Origin of the sequence: Achromobacter sp. GbtcB20, from assembly GCF_019091095.1 — a bacterium.
GTDB classification, from domain to species: Bacteria; Pseudomonadota; Gammaproteobacteria; order Burkholderiales; family Burkholderiaceae_B; genus Achromobacter; species Achromobacter mucicolens.
Map to the genome: position 1 here is coordinate 329117 of NZ_JAGXJZ010000002.1, position 18286 is coordinate 347402.

General features: G+C 66.0%; 14 protein-coding genes. 6 read left to right on the forward strand and 8 right to left on the reverse strand.

Translation table 11 applies throughout. The features are described 5' to 3' along the window. Window positions 1–10: 10 nt before the first annotated feature. Together KVT32_RS04295 and tsaB are read right to left on the reverse strand one after the other, a co-directional pair. Window positions 11–1036 (reverse strand): uracil-DNA glycosylase, encoded by a 1026-nt coding sequence (locus KVT32_RS04295; RefSeq protein WP_152383676.1) that lies wholly within the window; start codon window positions 1034–1036, stop codon window positions 11–13. Next, complete coding sequence (gene tsaB / locus KVT32_RS04300; RefSeq protein WP_175156305.1) at window positions 1033–2289, reverse strand: tRNA (adenosine(37)-N6)-threonylcarbamoyltransferase complex dimerization subunit type 1 TsaB; 1257 nt, start codon at window positions 2287–2289, stop codon at window positions 1033–1035. Before tsaB ends, KVT32_RS04295 begins: the two co-directional genes overlap by 4 nt. 131 nt (window positions 2290–2420) lie before the next feature. On the opposite strand from tsaB, the gene ompR reads away from it, so the two are divergent. From ompR to KVT32_RS04320, 4 genes are all read left to right on the forward strand, one after another. Next, window positions 2421–3155, forward strand: a complete 735-nt coding sequence (ompR, locus tag KVT32_RS04305) for a two-component system response regulator OmpR (RefSeq protein WP_003813882.1) — start codon at window positions 2421–2423, stop codon at window positions 3153–3155. A gap of 4 nt (window positions 3156–3159) precedes the next feature. Further along, window positions 3160–4587, forward strand: a complete 1428-nt coding sequence (locus KVT32_RS04310; RefSeq protein WP_108005088.1) for an ATP-binding protein — start codon at window positions 3160–3162, stop codon at window positions 4585–4587. Between the two features lie 59 nt (window positions 4588–4646). After that, on the forward strand, window positions 4647–5195 hold the full coding sequence (locus KVT32_RS04315) for a peroxiredoxin (RefSeq protein ID WP_006217982.1): 549 nt from the start codon (window positions 4647–4649) through the stop codon (window positions 5193–5195). 74 nt (window positions 5196–5269) lie between these two features. Beyond that, complete coding sequence (locus KVT32_RS04320; RefSeq protein WP_042796792.1) at window positions 5270–5788, forward strand: carboxymuconolactone decarboxylase family protein; 519 nt, start codon at window positions 5270–5272, stop codon at window positions 5786–5788. A gap of 75 nt (window positions 5789–5863) precedes the next feature. Here the strand turns inward: KVT32_RS04320 and KVT32_RS04325 are convergent, their stop codons facing one another. From KVT32_RS04325 to ispD, 3 genes are all read right to left on the reverse strand, one after another. After that, window positions 5864–7975, reverse strand: coding sequence for a DUF4344 domain-containing metallopeptidase (locus tag KVT32_RS04325; RefSeq protein WP_217617742.1), 2112 nt, complete (start codon window positions 7973–7975; stop codon window positions 5864–5866). 175 nt (window positions 7976–8150) lie between these two features. Further along, window positions 8151–8642, reverse strand: a complete 492-nt coding sequence (gene ispF / locus KVT32_RS04330; RefSeq protein WP_152383672.1) for a 2-C-methyl-D-erythritol 2,4-cyclodiphosphate synthase — start codon at window positions 8640–8642, stop codon at window positions 8151–8153. Beyond that, window positions 8639–9322 carry a 2-C-methyl-D-erythritol 4-phosphate cytidylyltransferase gene (gene ispD / locus KVT32_RS04335; protein WP_217617743.1) on the reverse strand — a complete coding sequence of 228 codons (684 nt, stop codon included), beginning with the start codon at window positions 9320–9322 and terminating at the stop codon, window positions 8639–8641. The genes ispF and ispD overlap by 4 nt, the downstream gene beginning before the upstream one ends. 29 nt (window positions 9323–9351) lie before the next feature. On the opposite strand from ispD, the gene mfd reads away from it, so the two are divergent. After that, complete coding sequence (gene mfd, locus KVT32_RS04340) at window positions 9352–12834, forward strand: transcription-repair coupling factor (RefSeq protein WP_217617744.1); 3483 nt, start codon at window positions 9352–9354, stop codon at window positions 12832–12834. A 24-nt stretch (window positions 12835–12858) separates the two neighbouring features. Then, window positions 12859–13716: a phosphoserine phosphatase SerB gene (serB, locus tag KVT32_RS04345; RefSeq protein WP_217617745.1), complete on the forward strand. Its 858-nt coding sequence runs from the start codon at window positions 12859–12861 to the stop codon at window positions 13714–13716. Window positions 13717–13918: 202 nt separating this feature from the next. Here the strand turns inward: serB and KVT32_RS04350 are convergent, their stop codons facing one another. The 3 genes from KVT32_RS04350 to nuoN form a co-directional block, all read right to left on the reverse strand. Continuing rightward, window positions 13919–16180 carry a TonB-dependent siderophore receptor gene (locus KVT32_RS04350; RefSeq protein WP_152383670.1) on the reverse strand — a complete coding sequence of 754 codons (2262 nt, stop codon included), beginning with the start codon at window positions 16178–16180 and terminating at the stop codon, window positions 13919–13921. Between the two features lie 274 nt (window positions 16181–16454). Continuing rightward, entirely contained in the window at window positions 16455–16784 is a 330-nt protein-coding gene (locus tag KVT32_RS04355; RefSeq protein ID WP_152383669.1) for a DUF2818 family protein, read from the reverse strand. A 16-nt stretch (window positions 16785–16800) separates the two neighbouring features. After that, entirely contained in the window at window positions 16801–18285 is a 1485-nt protein-coding gene (gene nuoN / locus KVT32_RS04360) for an NADH-quinone oxidoreductase subunit NuoN (protein ID WP_217617746.1), read from the reverse strand. Between the last annotated feature and the right edge of the window lies 1 nt (window position 18286).

Here is an 18286-nt window from a genome sequence, read left to right on the forward strand (position 1 = left end):
CGCCGGTCCGCTACAGTTCGCGGGCGGCCAGCTTCAGGTCCTGCCAGGCACGCGCCTTTTCTGACGGGCTGCGCAGCAGGTAGGCCGGGTGGTAGCTCACGACGACCGGAATCTGCGCGCCCTCGTCCGTCTTCAAGTGATGGACGCGGCCCCGCAGGCTGCCGATGGTGGCGTCCGTGCCCAACAGCGTCTGCGCGGCAAACCGCCCCAGCACCAGGATGCGCTCGGGTTTGAGCAACGCGATCTGCCGCATCAGATACGGGCTGCAGGCGGCGATTTCCTCGGGCTTGGGATTGCGGTTGCCCGGGGGACGGCACTTGATGACATTGGTGATGAAGACGTCCCGCTCGCGGCTCATGCCCACCGCCGCCAGCATGGCGTCCAGCAACTGGCCCGACCGGCCCACGAAGGGCTGGCCCTGGCGGTCTTCCTGTTCGCCGGGCGCTTCGCCCACCACCAGCCAACGGGTCGGCTGAGCGCCCTGGCCGACCACCGCATGACGGCGGCCCTGGCACAGGCCGCAGGCCGAACACGCCACGACCTGCGCGGCCAGCTGTTCAAGATTGGCGTCCTTGACGGCCTCGGCCACCGGAATGGGCGGTGGCGCTTCCTCCTGGACTTCGACCTTCGGCGCCGGCCGCGGCGGCGGGCCGGTGCGGTTCAGGATCGAGGCCGGAATGGCCGATGATGCGCGCCCGGATGGCGGCTCTGCCGGCGTGGCGGCGGGCTCGGAAACCTGGGCAGCCTGCGCGGGCGGCGCAATCGTTGGAACCGCAGAGGGCGATTCGGCCGGGGCCGGCGCGACGACGGCGGATTGGGGTGCCGCAGCGGGCGCGCCGCCGGACAGGGCCGAGGGCGCCGCCACGGGGGCCGGCGCCGATGCGCCGACAGCGGGCGCAACGGGCGTCTTGATGGCCGGCGCGGCAGGCGGCGTACGCAGCCACAGCCGCTCCATGCCGAGCTCGCGCAGCCAGATGCGCTGCAACGGGTTGATGCGGGGCGGCGCAGGGCGCGCCGCGGCGTCCACCGGGTTCATGCTTGGGCTCCGTCGGCGTGGCCAAAGCGCTTTTGCATGACGATGGCATCCTCGCGGCCGCCCTTGTCAGCCGGGTAATAACCACGGCGCACACCGATCTGCAGGTAGCCGTGGCCCTTATAGAAACTGATGGCCGAGGCGTTGGACGGCCGCACTTCCAGCAACAGCCCTTCCAGCCCCCGTTCGCGCGCCTGCTGTTCACACCAATCGAGCAGCACGCCGCCGAGCCCCTGGCGGTGCAGGTCCCGCGCCACCGCAATCACCAGCAGGTGCGCCACGTCGGGCGCATACATCAGCACGCAGAATCCGGCCAGTTTGCCCTCGCGCCGCAACGTCCAGGCGCCGTAGCCCGACGCCAGGGCGTCAGCGAAATTGCCGCGCGTCCAGGGAAACGCCTGAACTTGCGCCTCCAGCGCCACGACTTCCTCCAGGTCCGCCTGCGTCATGGGCTGCGGCACCGGCGTGGCGAGCGATGGCTGGGCTTTGGGATTGCCGCCCTCGCCACGCAGGCGCTCGGCGGTGGTGAACGCCACCTTGTCCCGCACATACAGGGGCGCGGCCAGCTCGGGCGCCAGGGTTTCGCCCCGCAGCCAGCCCTGGCGGGCAAGGCGCGCCACGCTGGCTGCCTGCGGCCGCTGGGCATCGACGGCACGGCGCCATTCGGCGGGCGCCGCCATATCGGCGGCGTACGCGTCCCAGGCATCGCCTGCCAGCAGCGGCGCGATCGGCTGCCCGGCCCGCGCCGACCAGATCGGCAAATGGTGCGCCGTCCAGGGCACGACCTCGGCGGCGGCGATCAGCATCGGCGCCTGCAGGGTTTCCCAGACGGATTCATCACCCGCCGCAGCGCTGCGGCGGTAGACTGCGAGATAGACCTCGTTCATGCGGGCGTCCAGCGCCACGACCACGGCCTCACCAGGGGTGCCATCGACGTCCGCGGCCACGGCCTGGTGCGAAACAATAGGCAACACCGGGATGCCCAGCCCCAACGCCATTCCCTGGGCGACGCCGCAGGCCACGCGCAGGCCGGTGAAGCCGCCGGGCCCCTGCCCGAACGCCACGGCGTGCAGCCCCGATGCGGCGATGCCGGCCTCGGCAAGCAGCGCATCGGCCATAGGCAGTAGGCGCTCGGCGTGTTCCTGGGAACCTTCGTGTTCGCGGACGCTGATCTCCAGGCGGCCGTCGACCGCCCGCAAAAGGGCCACGCCACATCGTGACGACGAAGTTTCCAGTGCCAGCAGGTTTAGTTCCATAGATGCAGATTGTACGAAATAAGGCGCTGTTACCCCCGGGTGTAAGGGGGATTTCAACCAGGGATCGCAATGTGTAATATCTTGTGAACGCCCTCTAGCCCCCGGTTCTTGTCACTGTTACATTTCCGGCCATGAATACGCAAAACACCACCCCCACCCGAAAAATCCTCGTCGTTGACGACGATCCGCGCTTGCGCGATCTGCTGCGCCGGTACTTGTCCGAACAGGGATTCAACGTTTTCGTCGCCGAAGACGCCAAAGAGATGGGCAAACTCTGGCAACGTGAGCACTTCGACCTGCTCGTGCTGGACCTGATGCTGCCCGGGGAGGATGGCCTGTCCATCTGTCGCCGGCTGCGCGGTGGTCACGACAACACCCCCATCATCATGCTGACGGCCAAGGCGGAAGAAATCGACCGCATCGTCGGCCTGGAGATGGGCGCGGACGACTACCTGTCCAAACCCTTCAACCCCCGCGAACTGCTGGCCCGGATCAATGCGATTCTGCGCCGCCGCGGCACCGAAGAACATCCCGGCGCCCCCAGCCAGGAAAACGAATCCATCGCCTTCGGCCCCTACGTGCTGAATCTGTCCACCCGCACGCTCACGCGCAACGGCGAACAGGTGCCCATCACCACGGGTGAATTCTCGGTGCTCAAGGTCTTTGCGCGCCATCCGAAGATTCCCCTGTCGCGCGACAAGCTCATGGAACTGGCTCGCGGCCGCGAATACGAAGCCTTCGATCGCAGCCTGGACGTCCAGATCTCGCGTCTGCGCAAACTGATCGAGCCAAACCCGTCCAAGCCCGTATTCATCCAGACCGTTTGGGGTCTAGGATACGTGTTCGTCCCGGACGGTGGTAGCTGATCGGCTGGCCCGCCCCGGGCAGGAGCGCAGCGTCGTGCCGCGCCTGCGCAGAACATTCAGGAACCTGACATCACGTTTGCGGCTGGGCTTGTTCGGCCGCACGTTCCTTTTGCTCGCCGCGCTGATGCTCGTCAGCCTGGGCGCGTGGCTTCAAGTATTTTTCAGCATGGAGCTGGGACCGCGCGCCAATCAAATGGCGCAGCGGGTGATCACGGCCGTCAATATCACGCGCACCGCGCTGATCTATTCCCATAACGGCGAACGCAGCAAGCTCCTGCTCGACCTGGCCACCAACGAAGGCATTCAGGTCTATCCGCGCGAGGTCACCGACTTCGCCGAAGCCCTCCCCGACGACGACTACTGGCAGCGCGTGGCCCAGCACATCCGCACGCGCTTCGGCCCGGAAACGCAGATTGCCTGGGGCGTGAACCAGGTACCCGGCTTCTGGGTCAGTTTCCAGATCGAAAAGGACCTGTACTGGCTGGTATTCGAGCGCGAGCAGATTGGCCTGACAGGCGGCATTGAATGGCTGGGATGGGGCGCCACCGCGCTATTGCTGTCTCTGGTCGGCGCCGCGGTCAGTGTGGGATTCGTCAACCGGCCGCTCTCCCGTCTGGCGCGTGCGGCCCAGGTGCTGTCGCGTGGTGAAACACCCGCGCCGCTGCCCGAGCAGGGCCCGCTCGAGATCCGCGACCTGAATGCGTCGTTCAATCGCATGGCCAAGGATTTGCGGCAGGCCGAGGCCGATCGCGAACTCATGCTGGCCGGGATCTCGCACGATCTGCGCACCCCGCTTGCGCGCATGCGGCTGGAAATCGAACTGAGCGGCGTGTCCGAGGACGCGCGGCAGGCCATCGACGAAGACCTCGGCCAGATCGACCACAGCATCGGCCAGCTCATGGAATACGCGCGCCCGGCGGGCACGCTGCCGCAACTGGCCACCGACATTTCCGCCGTGCTTGCCGAACTGTATGAACGCGAGCGCAGCCATACCGCCTCGCTCGGCGGCGAACTGGAAGCCTCGCTCGAACCTGGCCTGCGCGCCCGCATCACCGCGCTGGACTTGAAGCGCATCGTCAGCAACCTGATCGAAAATGCGCGCCGCTATGGCCGCTCGCCCGACGATGGGATGGCGCACCTGAACATGACGCTGCAGGCCGAAGGCAGCATGATCGTCATCGAAGTGTCCGACCGCGGCCCCGGCATCGCGCCCGAAGACGTGGACCGCCTGCTGCGCCCGTTCTCGCGCGGCGAGGCCGCCCGCACCGGCGTCAGCGGCGCAGGCCTGGGTCTGGCCATCGTCGAGCGCCTGCTCAAGCACGTCGGCGGGTCGCTGCGCATGCTGCCGCGCGAGGGCGGCGGACTCACCGCACGGATAGAGCTGCCCAAAGCCAAGTTTAGGAATTATCAATTAGACAACGATAATCCATAGCGTAAAATTTGGGGTTTGAGGCGCTGCCTTATCTCCACCCAACAACTACGGGAGTAAACATGAAAACTGTTGGCGACAAACTCGAACCCTTCAAGGTCACCGGCGTCAAGCCCGGCTTCAACCAACACGAAGAAAACGGCGTGTCGGCGTTCGAAGACATCACCGAAAGCTCGTTCCCCGGCAAGTGGAAGGTGATCTACTTCTACCCGAAAGACTTCACGTTTGTGTGCCCGACCGAAATCGTCGGCTTCAACAAGCTGGCCAAGGATTTCGAAGACCGCGACGCCGTCCTGCTGGGCGGTTCGACCGACAACGAATTCGTCAAGCTGGCCTGGCGCCGTGAGCACCCGGACCTGAACAAGCTGGGTCACTACCAATTCGGCGACACCACCGGCGCCCTGATCGACCAACTGGGCGTGCGTGAAAAGGGTGCTGGCGTTGCCCTGCGCGCCACGTTCATCGTCGACCCGGACAACACGATCCAGCACGTTTCGGTGAACAACCTGAACGTCGGCCGTAACCCGGAAGAAGTGCTGCGTCTGCTCGACGGTCTGCAAACCGACGAACTGTGCCCGTGCAACCGTACGGTTGGCGGCGCCACGCTGTAATTTCCAGCCCGGTCCGGGGCCTGTCCGCAGGCCCTGCGCCGGGCATTAATTGCGCTAGATTATAGGTAAAAACTATGGAATTTCTTACGACCATTAAGGAACAGCTGCCGGATTGGGCCAAGGACATCCGCCTGAATCTGGACGCCGTGATTGCCCGCTCGACGCTGGCTCCCGAAGACGCCGTGGGCGCCGCCCTGTCCGCCGCGTACGCCGCGCGCAGCCCGGTGCTGGTCGAGGCCTTCAAGAGCGGCCTGTCGGAAGGCGACGCCAATGCCGCGCTGACCGCCTCCGCCCTCATGGGCATGAACAACACCTGGTATCCCTACGTGGAGATGACCGGCGACGCCCAGTTGAAGAGCCTGCCGGCCCAGTTGCGCATGAACGCCTACGCCACCCACGGCGGCGTGGAAAAGAAGCGCTTCGAGCTCTTCGCCCTGGTGGCTTCCATCATCGGCAAGTGCCATTTCTGCGTGGCTTCGCACTATGAGAACCTGAAGAACGACGGCCTGTCGACCGAACAGCTGCGCGACGCCGGCCGGATTGCCGCCGTCGTCAACGCCGCCGCGCTGGCGCTGGCCGCCCAAGGCAAGTAAGCGCCCCTCGCTGGCAAAAAAAAGCCCGCCTGCATGATGCAGGCGGGCTTTTCCTTTTGGCTGTCGTGTAGCGCGCTATTTGCCGGCGGCGGGCTTGACCGGCGCGGTCGGCAGGCCGTTGGCGGTCCACGCCTCCATGCCGCCCCGATACCAGTAGGCGCGCCAACCCAGGGTCCCCGCGCGCAGCGCCGCGTTGTAGGAGGATCGGTCGTTCATGCCCGCGCCCATGAACACGATGGGCGTGTCGCGCCGGTCTCCGGTGTTCTTCTTCAGCCAGGCGTCCAGCGCGCCTTGCAGGTGGTCCGCGACGCTGCCGTCCGACCCGGCGTCGGACAGCGGATAGGCGATGGGCAGCGTCTCCCGTAGCCCGCTGGTGTCGATGATGAGAATGTTCTTATCGTTGTTGATCAACCGCACCAGCTCCGGCGTCGTGATGATGTCGGCGCGCGTGTGCTTGTTGGGCGTTGGCCCCCGATACGGCGACGAGAACAGCAGGTTCGTCGGCGGCACGCCGTAGTCCTTCAGCTCGTCGAAGGCGCCGGCGGGCAGCGCCGGCATGCCCTGCCCCGCCGCGGGCGGTTGCCGCGGCGCAGTCGGCGCGCCGCCATCCTTGGCGACGACCTCGCCGCCCACCGTGCCCATCTCAATGTCCGAAACCATCACCGCGATGTTCTCGATGAGGTCATAGCACATCGTGATCGACCCCTCGCGCGGGTTGTACCAGGCGTTCAACTGGCCGCAATCCTTGAACACCACGTTCACCGGCCTCGGCAGCACGTAGGTCTGGCCGAGCAGCTTGATGTTGTTGGTGATGGCCTCGGACAGGTTGTTCGCGAACAGGTTGCCGATCTTGCGCTTGGATGGCTCGAACACCACGTTGACCGGCGCGCCGGGCGCGTTGGCCGGCTGCAGGCCGTCGGGCGTCCAGGCGCCGACCCGCGTGTGCGGTGCCAGCAGCCGGCGCCACGCGCGGTTCTGCTTGTTGAATTCGTCCGTGCACCGCGCTTTGGTCCGGTCCTCGAAGCCAACGTGCTTGGCCACCGGTTCGAACACCGCGGGATTGCCGCCGTACATGATGCACAGCATGTTGCGAAAGCGCTTCAAGTCGCCCGTGTGCTCGTCCTGCCAGGCCGAATTTGCCGAGGCGCCGCGCTTTTCCGCCAGCTTGCCGCTGTAGTACCACTGCAGCGCGGCATAGGTCGCGGCCTCGCGGGCCATGGTGTTCAGGTCCTCGTCCTTGGTCGGATACATGGTGGGCTCGACGATCTGCAACGCCGAGTACATGTCGACCGCGTCTTCCTCGGCGCCCGTCGCCGGCAACTCCAGCTCGCCGATCAGCGCGTGGCCAAACTCGTGCAGGAAGATGCTGCGCATGATCCCGACGTAGACCCCGACGATGCGCAACGTATCGCCGCCAAATCGCGGATAGGGGCCCGCGCCCGGCAAGCCGGGGGCGTTGTTGGCGGGCGTGCGGGTGGCGGGCGTGTTGTTGGCTGTCGTGTTATTGGCGGGCGCGGGAGGCGGCGCCGCCGACGGCACGCGCGGCGCACCCGCCCCCGCGCCGCCTTGCGCGCCGGACCCGGCGGGCTTGGCAGCCACGTCCGACACGATCATGAAATCGGCAATGCCGAACGTGCCTTCGTCGTACGCCATGATGCCGATCTCGCTGCCCAGCGCGGGCTCGTTCTCGATATCGGCAATTTTCTGGCCATTGACCAGGAAACGCGCGGCGCCGGGCACTTCCACCACTCTGATGCGGTCGGTGCCGTCCAGCTTGGCCACGTTGGGCACGGAGGCGATGTCGCGGCGCGTCTGGCCCTCCAGACAGAACAGCATCGTGTTGCGGTCCGCCCGGATCTCCAGGAGGCACAGGCTCTTGCGCGCGTTGTTGTTCAGCGCAATGCCGATGGACGCCTTGGGACTCTTCGAGTTGACCATCACGTTGACATCGGTGATGCGGCCCGTCTCGGGCGCGGGCCCCGGATTGATGTAGAACGTCTGCTCGCCGCCGGGCACATCGCTATTGCGCAACGTGAACCAGCCGTCCTGCTCTCCGACGTGCCAGCCCTGCAAAAGCTGCTGTTTGACGGTGCCTGCCAGTGGGCCGAGCTGCTTCTCATACGCCGCGTGCGCGGTGGTAGCAAAAGCGGCCAGCACGAAAAATAGCCCCGCGCCACGGAATCGCATCTGAATGTCCCTGATTAGTCAGATTTCAAGTCGCGCAGCGTATGTCAGATCAAACCGGTCCGCTTATTCATTTGTTAAAGATGTATTCCAACGTAAAAGCCGCCCGGGCTGGCGGCACGGACGGCTTTCGATTTGGGGGCAGGCGTGGCGTTCGCGCCACGGAACCGGTGGCGCGTCAGGAATCCGCGCGCGCCAGCAGCGCGACCACCGTCGCCGCGATGCCTTCCTTGCGGCCCAGAAAGCCCAGCCCTTCGTTGGTCTTGGCCTTGATGTTGACTTCGGTCTCTGCCAGCCCCGTATCGGCGGCAATGTTCCTCACCATGGCCGGCGCGTGCGGGCCGATCTTGGGCGCCTGCGCATGCAGCGTGGCGTCGATATTGACCGGCGCCCAGCCCGCCTGGCGCACGCGCGCCATGGCTTCGCGCAGCAGGACGCGGCTGTCGGCCCCCTTGAAGGCCGGATCGGTGTCGGGAAAGTGCCGGCCGATGTCGCCCAGCCCCGCCGCGCCCAGCAGCGCGTCGGTGATCGCGTGCAGCAGCACGTCCGCATCGGAATGCCCCAAAAGGCCGTGCGTATGCGGAATCGTGACCCCGCCGATGATCAGCGGCCGGCCTTCGACCAGCGCGTGCACGTCAAAGCCCTGCCCGACGCGAAAAGGAATGCTCATAGCCATTTTTCCATCAGTTCAAAATCGTCCGGCCAAGTCACCTTGAAATTGCGCATCGACCCCGTGACCAGCAGCGGCGCATAGCCGGCGGCCTCGATGGCCGAGGCCTCGTCGGTGACGATGACGCCATTCACGGATGCCGCGGTCAGCGCATCGCGCAGCACGCCTGCCCGGAACATCTGCGGGGTCTGCGCCAGCCACAGGCCATTGCGGTCCAGTGTGCGCTCGACCCGCTGGTGCCCGCCCTTGACCGTGTCGGCCACCGGCAGGGCCAGCAAACCGCCCACCGGATCGGCCAGGCAGGCATCGATCAGCCGCGACAGCGCCTCGGCAGGCAAGCCGGGGCGAGCCGCGTCGTGTACCAGCACCCAGGTGTCGTCAGCGACCTCGCTGTCGGCAAGCGCGCCGGCGACCGTATCGGCGCGCGTCGCGCCGCCGCAGGCACGCCAGACAGTGCGCGGCAGGCCAGCAAGCGCGGCATTGACCCAGCCGTCGCCCGGGCTGACCGCCACCCGAACCTCGGACACGCGCGCGTCGGCCAGCAACGCGCTGACCGCATGCCGCAGCATGGGCTGTCCGGCCAATGGACGGTATTGCTTCGGAACGGCCTCGTGTCCGGGCCGGCTGGCGCGGGCGCCGACACCGGCGGCGGGCACGATTGCGATGATTGCGTCAGACATGGTGCGGAGATTTTATAATCGTTCGCTTGATGTCCGCTTCCAGCCTGATGCCCGCCCCTTCCTCCTCCGCCACGGCCGCCCCTCCCGTCCCCGCCACGGTTCCCACCCTGTCCGCGCTGAAGCCCGGCACGCGCTACGCGCAGCCCAGGCCGCCGGGTTCCGGCGACGCCTGGCTGCTGGCGGATCTGGCCCGCCAGGCCGGCGGCCCGCTGGTCATCCTGACGGCCGAGCCCCTGGAAGCGCAGCGCCTGGCCGAGGAAATCCAGCTGTTCGCGCCCGGTCTGCGCGTGCGGCAGCTGCCCGACTGGGAAACGCTGCCCTACGACGCGTTCTCGCCGCACCAGGACCTGATTTCGGAGCGCCTGCACACGCTGCATTCGCTGATGATGAAGACGGTGGACGTGCTGACCGTGCCCATCACCACGGCGCTGTACCGGCTGGCGCCGCCCTCGTTCCTGGCCGCTTACACGTTCTCGTTCAAGCAGAAGGACCGCCTGAACGAAGCGGCGCTGCGCGCGCAGCTCACGCTGGCCAATTACAACCACGTCACCCAGGTGACCGCGCCCGGCGAATTCTGCCTGCGCGGCGGCCTGATCGACCTGTTCCCGATGGGCTCGGTGGTGCCGTACCGCCTGGACCTGTTCGACGACGAAATCGAGACCATCCGCAGTTTCGACGTGGACACCCAGCGCAGCCTGTACCCCGTGCGCGAGGTCCAGCTGCTGCCAGGCCGCGAATTCCCGATGGACGAGGACGCGCGCAACCGGTTCCGCGCGCGCTTTCGGGAAATTTTCGAAGGCGATCCCTCGCGCGCCCTGCCCTACAAGGACATCGGCAACGGCATCCCCTTTGCCGGCGTCGAGTACTACCTGCCGCTGTTCTTCGAAGAGACCGCCACGCTGTTCGACTACGTGGCCGAAGGCACGGTCATGGTCACGGTCGGCGACATCGACGACGCGATCCAGCGCTTCAACCAGGACACGGCCAGCCGCTACGGCTTCTTGAAGAGCGATCGCGAGCGTCCCGTGCTGCCGCCCTCGGCTTTGTTCCTGGATAACGAATCGCTGTATGGCCGGCTGAAGGCCTTTCGCCGCCTGTCGCTGACTGCCGGCCAGCCGCACCCCGACTTCCGGGCCGCGCCCGATGTCAGCGTGGCGCGCCGCGCCGAGGATCCGATCGCCAAGCTGCGCACGCTGGTGCAGACGGGCCAGACCCGCGTGCTGCTGTGCGCCGATTCCGCGGGGCGCCGCGAAACCTTGGTGCAGATGCTGCACGAGTTCGGCGTCACGCCTGACGCGCAGCCCGAGACCATCGAGGCCTTCCTGGCGTCGGACGCGCATTTCGGCATCGTCGCCTCGCCGCTGGGCGTGGGCTTCCAGCTGCCGGACGCGAACCTCGCCTTCCTGACCGAAAACGACCTCTACCCCGGATTGGCAACGCCGGGACGTCGCGGCAAGCGCGACCAGGAGCGCGCCAGCAACGTCGAAGCCATGGTGCGCGACCTGTCCGAGCTGCGCGAGGGCGATCCCGTCGTCCACGCCCAGCACGGCATCGGGCGCTACCACGGCCTGGTCAACATGGACATGGGCGAAGGCGAGATGGAGTTTCTTCATCTTGAGTACGCCAACGGCAGCACGCTGTACGTGCCGGTGTCGCAGCTGCACGTGATCGCCCGCTACAGCGGCGCGGATCCGGAAGCCGCGCCGCTGCACCAGCTGGGCTCGGGGCAATGGGACAAGGCCCGCCGCAAGGCAGCCAAGCAGGTGCGCGACACCGCCGCGGAACTGCTGGCGCTGTATGCGCAGCGCGCCGCGCGCGAAGGCTTTGCGTTCAACCTGCCGCTGAACGACTACGAGGCCTTTGCCGAGGGCTTCGGCTTCGAAGAGACGGCAGACCAGGCCGCCGCGATCCAGGCCGTCATCAGCGACATGACCTCGGGCCGCCCGATGGACCGCCTGGTCTGTGGCGACGTCGGCTTCGGCAAGACGGAAGTCGCGCTGCGCGCCGCCTTCCTGGCCGTCGCCAATGGCAAGCAGGTGGCGCTCTTGTGCCCCACCACCCTGCTCGCCGAGCAACACGCCCAGACCTTCACCGACCGATTCGCCGACTGGCCCGTACGCGTGGTGGAACTGTCGCGCTTCCGCTCGGCCAAGGAAGTGTCGGCCGCCATCGAAGGCATCAACGACGGCCGGGTCGACATCGTCATCGGCACGCACAAGATTCTGTCGAAAGATGTGAAGTTCAAGCGGCTGGGTCTGGTCATCATCGACGAGGAGCACCGTTTCGGCGTGCGCCAGAAGGAAGCGCTCAAGTCGCTGCGGGCCGAGGTCGACGTCCTGACGCTCACCGCCACGCCCATTCCCCGCACGCTCGGCATGTCGCTGGAAGGCATCCGCGACTTCTCCGTCATTGCGACGGCGCCGCAGAAGCGCCTGGCCATCAAGACCTTCGTGCGGCGCGAAGATGGCAGCACGCTGCGCGAGGCCCTGCTGCGCGAACTCAAGCGCGGCGGCCAGTGCTACTTCCTGCACAACGAGGTCGAGACCATCCACAACCGCCGGGCGCGCCTGGAAGAACTGGTGCCCGAAGCCCGGATCGCCGTCGCACACGGCCAGATGCCCGAGCGCGAACTCGAACAGGTGATGAAGGGCTTCTACCAGCAGCGCTACAACGTGCTGCTGTGCACCACCATCATCGAAACCGGCATCGACGTGCCCAGCGCCAACACCATCGTGATCCATCGCGCCGACCGCTTCGGCCTGGCGCAGCTTCACCAGTTGCGCGGACGCGTCGGGCGCTCGCACCATCAGGCCTACGCCTACCTGCTGACGCCGGGCGAGGACGCCATCACCAGCAACGCCAAGAAGCGGCTGGAAGCCATCCAGGCCATGGAAGAGCTCGGCTCGGGCTTTTACCTGGCGATGCACGACCTCGAAATCCGGGGCACCGGCGAAGTGCTGGGCGACTCGCAGTCGGGCAACATCCAGGAAGTGGGCTTCTCGATGTACAACGAGATGCTCAACGAGGCCGTGCGCGCACTGCGCGCTGGCGAAGAGCCCGACCTGGACGCGCCCTTCAACCTGGCGTGCGAGGTCAACCTGCACGCCCCGGCGCTGCTGCCTTCCGATTATTGCGCCGACGTGCATGCGCGCCTGGCCATCTACAAGCGGCTGGCGCACGCCGCCGACGAAGACGACCTGATCCACATCCAGGAAGAACTGATCGACCGCTTCGGCAAGCTGCCGGAAGCGGCCCAGACCCTGCTGGCCACGCACCGCCTGCGCCTTGCGGCCCAGCCGCTGGGCATCGTCAAGATCGACGCCAGCGAAGCGCAGGCCCTGATCCAGTTCGGCCCCAAGACCTCGGTCGATCCGGCCCGCATCATTGACCTCGTCCAGCGGCAGCGGCACATCAAGCTGGCCGGACAGGACAAATTGCGCGCCGAGATCAAGGCCCCCCTCATTCCCGCCAGGGCCGACGCCGTGCGCGCCGTCCTGCGTGCGCTCAAGTAACCCCGACTCTCCTTCCCATCCGCCATGACTACCCACAATCTCGTCGTTCAATCCCCCGGCCTCGCCATCGAACATGCGGAGCAGCTTGCCGCGCTGGCCCAGGCCCAGGGCGTGGCGCGCATCAGCAACACCGCGGCGCGCCTGCTCGACGTACAGCACGACGACGAGACGCGCGCGGTGGTTTGCGCCTTCGCCGAGGCGCGCGGCGTGGACGCCGCCTTCGTGCCTGCCGGACTGAAGCTTGCGCACTGCAAGGTCCTGGCCATGGACATGGACTCGACCCTGATCAACATCGAATGCATCGACGAGATCGCGGGCGTGGTCGGCGTGAAAGACAAGGTGTCCGAGATCACCGAGGCCGCCATGCGCGGCGAGATCAAGGATTTCGCCGAAAGCCTGCGCCGGCGGGTCGCGCTGCTGAAAGGCGCGCCGGCTGGCGCGCTGGACCAGGTCTACGAGGAAAAGCTGCGCCTGAACCCGGGCGCCGAACGCCTGATCTCCACGGCCCAGGCCGCCGGCATCAAGGTGCTGCTGGTGTCGGGCGGTTTCACCTTCTTCACGGAACGCCTGCGCGCCCGCCTGAACCTGGACAGCGCCCACGCCAACACGCTGGAAATCGAAGACGGCGTACTAACCGGACGCGTGCTTGGCGACATCCTGGACGCCGACGCCAAGGCCGCCCACCTGCGCGACTTCGCGCGCACGCACGGCGCCTCGACGGATCAGATCATCGCAATGGGCGACGGCGCCAACGACCTGAAGATGCTGGCCAACGCCGGCTTTCCGGTGGCCTACCACGCCAAACCGCTGGTGCGTCAGCAGACGCGCTACGCGCTGAACGTCTCGGGAATGGACGGCGTGTTGAACTGGTTCGAGAGCTGATCCTGCCTCAAAGGTCTCCTCAAAGGTGTCTGACACCCTGGGGAGATGACCGTCAGCCTGCGGCAGCGTCCCAACGGGTGTCAGACACCGTGCTCACACCGCGCTGCAACGCACGCCAGCCACCGCCCAAACGCAAAAGCCACCTCAGCAACGAGGTGGCTTTTTTCATGCAGGCAGGCGCCGCTGTCGCGGCGCCCCGCCATCAGTACCGCACGCGCAGGGACAGCAGCGCCGCCCGGCCCGTGCCCAGCGCCGCGTAGTGCGCGGCGTAGGCCTTGGTGTAGTACGTTTCGTCGAAGATGTTCAGCACGTTCAACTGCGCCGAGAAGTGCTCGTTGAACTCATAGCCGGCCATCGCGTCGAAGCGCCAGTACGACGGCACCCAGCGCGCCTTGGGCGTGCCGTCGGCGTTCTTCGTGGCGTCCGAGTTGCCGTACACCTTGTCAACGTAGTACGCGCCGCCGCCGACCGTCAGCTTGGGCAGGACCTTGTAGGTCGTCCACAGGCTGAAGGCGTTGCGCGGCGTGTTGGGCAGGTCCTGGCCGACGGCGCCGCTGTTGTAGGCGCCCTTGGTCATTTCGCTGTCCATGAAGGTGTAGCCGCCGAACACATTCCACTTCGGCGTGATGGCGCCCGAGAATCCCAGCTCGATGCCGCGCACCTTGGCTTCGCCCACTTGCGCCACTTCGGTCGCCGACACCGCCACGCTGGTGTTCTTGCGGATGTCCTGGAACGCCGCGGCCGACAGCGTCAGCTTGTCATCGAACACCTGCCACTTCGTGCCCAGCTCCACCGTGCGGCTCTTTTCCGGTTCCAGCGAAGACGTCGACAGCGAGGTCGCATCGCTGATCGCTCCGCCAGCAATGGCGGACGGCGTCGACGAGGTGCCGTAGGTCGCGTAGATCGTGCCGTTGGGCACGGGCTTGTACGCCAGGCCGACCTGGTAGTTAAAGAGGTTGTCCTCACGGCTCGTGCTGTAGAACGCGGGGGTGCTGGACGGATCGTTGCGGCCGCGCGCGATGTTGCTGCCGCTGGTGCGGTAGTTGTCCCACCGTGCGCCCAGGCTGGCTTGCCACTGTTCATTGAACTTGATGGTGTCAAAGCCGTAGAGGGCCAGCGTGTCCGTGTTGTAGACGGCAGGGTTGTTGTTGCGGGTCAGCTTGCCGGTGTAGTCGTCGTGGGGATTCGGATCCCACAGCGACGTGCACAGCGCCGGGTTCGACAGGTCCGTGGCGCTGACCTTGCAGTTCATCGGGCCCCGGGCGATCGTCTGGGTGTAGCTGTCCTTGTCCTGCTTGATGTTGCTGTACTCGAAGCCCAGGTCGAACGAGTGCTTCAGGCTGCCGGTCTCGAATTCGCCCGTCAGGTCCGTCTGGTTGGCGAACGTCTTGGTGACGTAGTAGCCCGACTTGAGCGCGCGATACACCAGCCCGTTCGGGATGTTGCCCTTGCTGTCGTCGGGATTGGTCGCCGCGAAATCGGTCGTGCCGCGGCCATAGCGCGTTACGTTGCGCAGTTGTAGCTTGTCCGAGAAGTCGTGCTGGAAGTCCACGGTAGCGACATCATCGCGGGTCTTCATGAAATCGCGGCCGGTCAGGCCATAGAACGACTTGCGGCCCACGCCCATGGTCTCCGTCACCGGCTGACCCGACTTCGGGTCATACGGAATGGAGTAATCGGGCATGCTGTCGTCCTGGTAGTGGTAGTAGCTCAGCGTGATGCGCGTCGGCGTGCCCACGCCCAGCATCAGCGACGGCGCCACGCCCCAGCGCTCGAAGTCCACTGCGTCATCGCGGCCCGGCGTGTCGCCCTTGTTGCCCATCACATTCAGGCGGAAGGCCGCCTTCTCGCCCAACCGCCAGTTGCTGTCGATCGTGGCGCGGTAGTTGTTGTCCGTGCCGATCTGCGCCGTGGCTTCGGTGAAGTCCGTGGCCTTTGGCGTCTTGCTGACCATGTTGATGCTGCCGCCCGCGCCGCCGCGGCCGGAGTACACCGAATCCGGTCCCTTGATGATCTCGACCTGCTCCAGATTGAAGGTATCGCGCACCTGCGTGCTGCTGTCGCGGATGCCGTCCAGGAAGATGCTGCCTGCCGAATTCTGGCCGCGAATGATGGGCAGGTCACCGCCCGGACGGCCGCCCTCACCCGCGCCGAAGGTGATCCCCGGCGAGTTGCGCAGCACGTCCTGCAGCGTGGATGCCGCCTGATCCTGGATCACCTGCTGCGGCACAACCTGCACCGTGCGCGGCGTGTCCAGCAACGGCGCCGTCATCTTGGGAGATTGCGCGGTCGACGTCTGGTACGCCGAGCTTTCGCCCTCCACGCGGACGGGCGACAACTGCGTCACGCCGCTGTCAGCGGACTGCGCTGCGGCATAGGGACTGACGAACAACGCAGGGGCGGCAATCGCAGCAGCCAGCGACGTGGCGAGCGTATTCAGCGAATACGAATCTTGGGGCTTCAATCCAGCTTCTCCAGAATGTAAATAGCAACGATTCTTGTTTTTTGTCGTTTGCGATTCTGAACCGTGACGCTGAATGAAACCTGAATGACAGGCTGTTGATGATCTAAAAGATGAAAAAACAACAGAGTTGATCTGCCGCAAATGCGAAACGGTCGGAGATTCGAATCGGGGGCAGATCAATGGTGGGATCCGGAAGCGTCACAAGCCCCTGCCGGCATGCGCAGGACAAAAAAAAAGCCCCGAAATCGGGGCGCTATTTTGTGCTGGGCAGGACTCAGACCCGAAGGCGAGGATGCCGCTTGAAGAGGTACCGGTACACGAATCCAGGATAGGCCAGCACCAGATACAGGCTGAGCGTGATGGCGTAGAACTCCCAGGTCTGGGCGAAGCGGTTGCCCAGCGTGGACTCGAACGCAAAGCCCAGCGCGCCAACGATGGCGTAGAACACCAGCACCTCGACCAGCCGCAACCAGAACGGCTTGACCGCCGCCGCCCCACCCTGCTTCCAGGGCAGCACGGCGAAGACGCGCTCGGTCAGGAAAGGAAGATTCGCGCTGACAAGCGCCAGCGCGATCAACAGCCACACCGCCAGCGTCTGGTTCATGGCTGTTATCCGTTCCTTAGAGGCTCAGCGACGAGCGGATGGCCTGCACGCACAGGGCCATCAGGCCACCCGGCAACAGACCCAGCACCAGGATCAAGGCGCCGTTGATCGACAGCACGCCGCGCTGGCCGGCCGTGGCCACCATCGGGGCGGCGTCGGCCGCCGGTTCGTCGAAGTAGACGACCTTGACCACGCGCAGGTAGTAGAACGCGCCGATCAGCGAGAACAGCACCGCGACCACCGCCAGCGTCACGTGGCCGGCGGAAACCAGCGCCTGCAGCACGGCCAGCTTGGCGTAGAAGCCCACCAGCGGCGGGATGCCGGCCAGCGAGAACATCAGGAGCAGCACGATGGCGGCATGCCACGGGCTGCGGCGGTTCAGGCCCTTCAGGTCGTCGATGTGCTCGCATTCAAAGCCCTGGCGCGACAGCAGCAGCACGATGCCGAAGCTGGCGAGCGTGGTCAGCACGTAGGTCAGCATGTAGAACAGCGAGGCGCCGTAGGCGGCCGACGACAGTTCCGGCTTGCCGGCCACCGACCCCGACATCAGGCCCAGGAGCACGAAGCCCATGTGCGAGATGGTCGAGTAAGCCAGCATGCGCTTGAAGTTGGTCTGGGCAATGGCGGTCAGGTTGCCGATGGCCAGCGAGAGCACCGCCAGGATCATCAGCATCGGCTGCCAGTCGGAGGCCAGGCCGTGCAGGCCGTCGACCAGCAGGCGCAGCGTGATCGCAAAAGCGGCCAGCTTGGGCGCGCCGCCCAGAATCAGCGTGACGGCGGTGGGCGAACCCTGGTAGACGTCCGGCACCCACATGTGGAACGGAACGGCGCCCAGCTTGAACGCAAGGCCCGACACCAGGAACACGACGCCGAACACCAGCGCCATCTTCTCGGCCTTGCCGGCGGCGATGACGTTGGACACTTCGGTCAGGTCAAGGTGACCCGTCGCGCCATAGATCATGGACATGCCGTACAGCAGGAAGCCCGAGGCCAGCGCGCCCAGCACGAAGTACTTCATGGCGGCTTCGGTGGCCACGACGTTGTCGCGGCGCAGGGCGATCAGCGCGTACAGCGCCAGCGACATCAGCTCCAGACCCAGGTAGATGGAGATCAGGTTCCCGGAGGAGATCATGACCATCTGGCCCAGCAGGGCAAACAGCGTCAGCACGTAGAGTTCGCCGCCGCGCACCATGTCGCGAACCTGCGCATACACGCGGCCGTAGATCAGCGTGACGCCGACGGCAAGGTACGAAGCGATCTTCAGCAGGTGCGACAGCTCGTCCGTGACGTACAGGCCGTTGAACGTCGAGCCAGCCACGCCGTTCTTCCACTGCACGGCCGACACGACGGTCAGCACGCCCAGGGCAAGCATGGTCAGCAGAAACGTCGGCTTGCGCTCGGGGTGATTGCTGACCGCGTCGATGAGCAGGATAGCCAGGCCGAAAATCAGCAGAAGGATTTCCGGTGTCGCCAAGGCGAAATCGATTTGGGATTGCATCATT

What these genes read in the sequence shown, in the direction of transcription:
- KVT32_RS04295 (WP_152383676.1), bottom strand. Translation starts at nt 1,036, where the DNA reads ATGAACCCGGTGGACGCCGCGGCGCGCCCTGCGCCGCCCCGCATCAAC.
- nuoN (WP_217617746.1), bottom strand. Translation starts at nt 18,285, where the DNA reads ATGATGCAATCCCAAATCGATTTCGCCTTGGCGACACCGGAAATCCTT.
- ispD (WP_217617743.1), bottom strand. Translation starts at nt 9,322, where the DNA reads ATGTCTGACGCAATCATCGCAATCGTGCCCGCCGCCGGTGTCGGCGCC.
- tsaB (WP_175156305.1), bottom strand. Translation starts at nt 2,289, where the DNA reads ATGGAACTAAACCTGCTGGCACTGGAAACTTCGTCGTCACGATGTGGC.
- mfd (WP_217617744.1), top strand. Translation starts at nt 9,352, where the DNA reads ATGTCCGCTTCCAGCCTGATGCCCGCCCCTTCCTCCTCCGCCACGGCC.
- ispF (WP_152383672.1), bottom strand. Translation starts at nt 8,642, where the DNA reads ATGAGCATTCCTTTTCGCGTCGGGCAGGGCTTTGACGTGCACGCGCTG.
- KVT32_RS04355 (WP_152383669.1), bottom strand. Translation starts at nt 16,784, where the DNA reads ATGAACCAGACGCTGGCGGTGTGGCTGTTGATCGCGCTGGCGCTTGTC.
- KVT32_RS04315 (WP_006217982.1), top strand. Translation starts at nt 4,647, where the DNA reads ATGAAAACTGTTGGCGACAAACTCGAACCCTTCAAGGTCACCGGCGTC.
- serB (WP_217617745.1), top strand. Translation starts at nt 12,859, where the DNA reads ATGACTACCCACAATCTCGTCGTTCAATCCCCCGGCCTCGCCATCGAA.
- ompR (WP_003813882.1), top strand. Translation starts at nt 2,421, where the DNA reads ATGAATACGCAAAACACCACCCCCACCCGAAAAATCCTCGTCGTTGAC.
- KVT32_RS04325 (WP_217617742.1), bottom strand. Translation starts at nt 7,975, where the DNA reads ATGCGATTCCGTGGCGCGGGGCTATTTTTCGTGCTGGCCGCTTTTGCT.
- KVT32_RS04320 (WP_042796792.1), top strand. Translation starts at nt 5,270, where the DNA reads ATGGAATTTCTTACGACCATTAAGGAACAGCTGCCGGATTGGGCCAAG.